Source organism: Micrococcus sp. UYEF5 (genome assembly GCF_040546065.1).
In the GTDB taxonomy this organism is placed as follows: domain Bacteria; phylum Actinomycetota; class Actinomycetes; order Actinomycetales; family Micrococcaceae; genus Micrococcus; species Micrococcus luteus.
The window spans coordinates 1-1,660 of sequence record NZ_JBEPNB010000031.1 but is presented as its reverse complement, the minus strand read 5'-3'; the positions used below and the strand labels follow the sequence as shown (position 1 = coordinate 1,660).

The window sequence follows — 1,660 nt, the reverse complement described above, 5'->3', positions numbered from 1 at the left end:
TCGCCCAGTCCTTGCTTGCCATCGCCCATACCTCCAGTGATTCCGAGAGGGTGTTGCGACGACCGATTGAATCCACCCTGGGAGCCGCGGTCCGAATGCACCCGGCAACCCTGCACCGGCGGCCTCGACGCCCCTGGTCGGATCGCATAAGCGCTCTTCCCGACACCGACCGTCCGGTCCGACAGGATCCACGTTGAGGCGAGCCCTGCTGGTCCTCCCCGTCGGCGTGGTCCTCAGGGCCGTCGGCCGGGCTGAGGGGCGGCTGGTCACACCTGCGTCATCCCTGCCCGTAAAGGAGTCCGCGGGCCTCCGTGGCCGGCGATCTTCACGGAACCTTCAAGGTTGAGCCCTTCACCCGCGTCGGCGGGGCGGTCTACAGTCGATGAAAGGGCGGGCCGGCGAAGGCCGGTGCGTCGGATCAGATCGACGAAGGAGCACATCATGACCCATCACGTGAGCGCCATGCTGGAGACCTACCCGAAGGAGGTGGGGAACATCGATCGGCAGAAACTGGCCGAATGCATCCAGGCCTGCTTCGAGTGCGCCCAGACGTGCACCGCCTGCGCGGACGCCTGCCTGGCCGAGGACATGGTCGCCGACCTGAGGCAGTGCATCCGGTTGAACCTGGACTGCGCCGATGTGTGCGCCGCCACAGGCCGGATGCTGTCCCGGCAGACCGGCACCAACGTCGAGACCACCCGCGCCCTGCTCGAGGCCTGCCGGGCCGCCTGCAAGACGTGCGGGGACGAATGCGAGAGCCACGCCCAGATGCACGAGCACTGCAAGGTGTGTGCCGAGGCCTGCCGCCGGTGTGAACAGGCCTGCGCGGACCTGCTCGTCACCCTGGGTTGAGCCTGCTGATGACCGTTCCCCCTTGAGGGCGGCCAGTCGTCCATGACGTGCGCAGGGAACCCGGACCACCGTGCTCCCTCGCCGCGGAAGGCTCCCATGGACTCGGAGAAGTATCAGAGGGTCAGGAACGGTGCCGGATTCGTCGCGGCGCTGGACCAGAGCGGGGGCAGCACCCCGGCGGCCTTGCACCTCTACGGGATCGACAAGGATGCCTACTCCGGCCCAGAGGAGATGTTCGACCTGGTACACCAGGTGCGCACACGTATCATCACCAGCCCCAGCTTCGACGGTGAGCGCGTCATGGGGGCCATCCTGTTCGAGAACACAATGAACCGCCAGGTGGAGGGTTCCCCCACGGGCGACTACCTGTGGAACAGCAAAGGCATCGTGCCCTTCCTCAAAATCGACCAGGGCTTGGCCCCGGAACAGCAAGGCGCCCAGCTCATGAAACCCATCCCGCACCTGGATGACTTACTGTCTCGAGCCGTCGAAAAGCACATGTTCGGGACGAAGATGCGCTCGGTCATCAAGCTGCCCGGGGACGGGGTGGGCTCCGTCGTGGAGCAGCAGTTCGGGCTCGCCCGTCAGATCCTCGTTACCGGGCTGGTGCCCATCATCGAGCCCGAGGTGGATATCCGCAGCCCCCGCAAGGCCGAGGTGGAGGACCAGCTCAAGGCGGCAATCCTCGCCCAACTGGACAAGCTCGGAGACGACTAGGGCGTGTCTGAGAATAGATGCACGAGTCAGCTGAGACCCTGGGGACATGTCCCGGTTCCAGATGCTCTCTGACACCCAATGGGAGTTGATC

At 65.6% G+C, this 1,660-nt stretch carries 2 protein-coding genes; both read left to right on the top strand.

Features of this window, described 5'->3' with window-relative positions; all coding sequences use genetic code 11:
* The first annotated feature begins 441 nt into the window (after window positions 1–441).
* Window positions 442–852, top strand: a complete 411-nt coding sequence (locus ABIB16_RS11300; RefSeq protein ID WP_044659891.1) for a four-helix bundle copper-binding protein — start codon at window positions 442–444, stop codon at window positions 850–852.
* 96 nt (window positions 853–948) lie between these two features.
* Window positions 949–1,569: a class I fructose-bisphosphate aldolase gene (locus ABIB16_RS11295; protein WP_225348377.1), complete on the top strand. Its 621-nt coding sequence runs from the start codon at window positions 949–951 to the stop codon at window positions 1,567–1,569.
* Window positions 1,570–1,660 lie beyond the last annotated feature (91 nt).

Coding starts and splice junctions, on each gene's coding strand:
- ABIB16_RS11295 (WP_225348377.1), top strand. CDS start 949: ATGGACTCGGAGAAGTATCAGAGGGTCAGGAACGGTGCCGGATTCGTC.
- ABIB16_RS11300 (WP_044659891.1), top strand. CDS start 442: ATGACCCATCACGTGAGCGCCATGCTGGAGACCTACCCGAAGGAGGTG.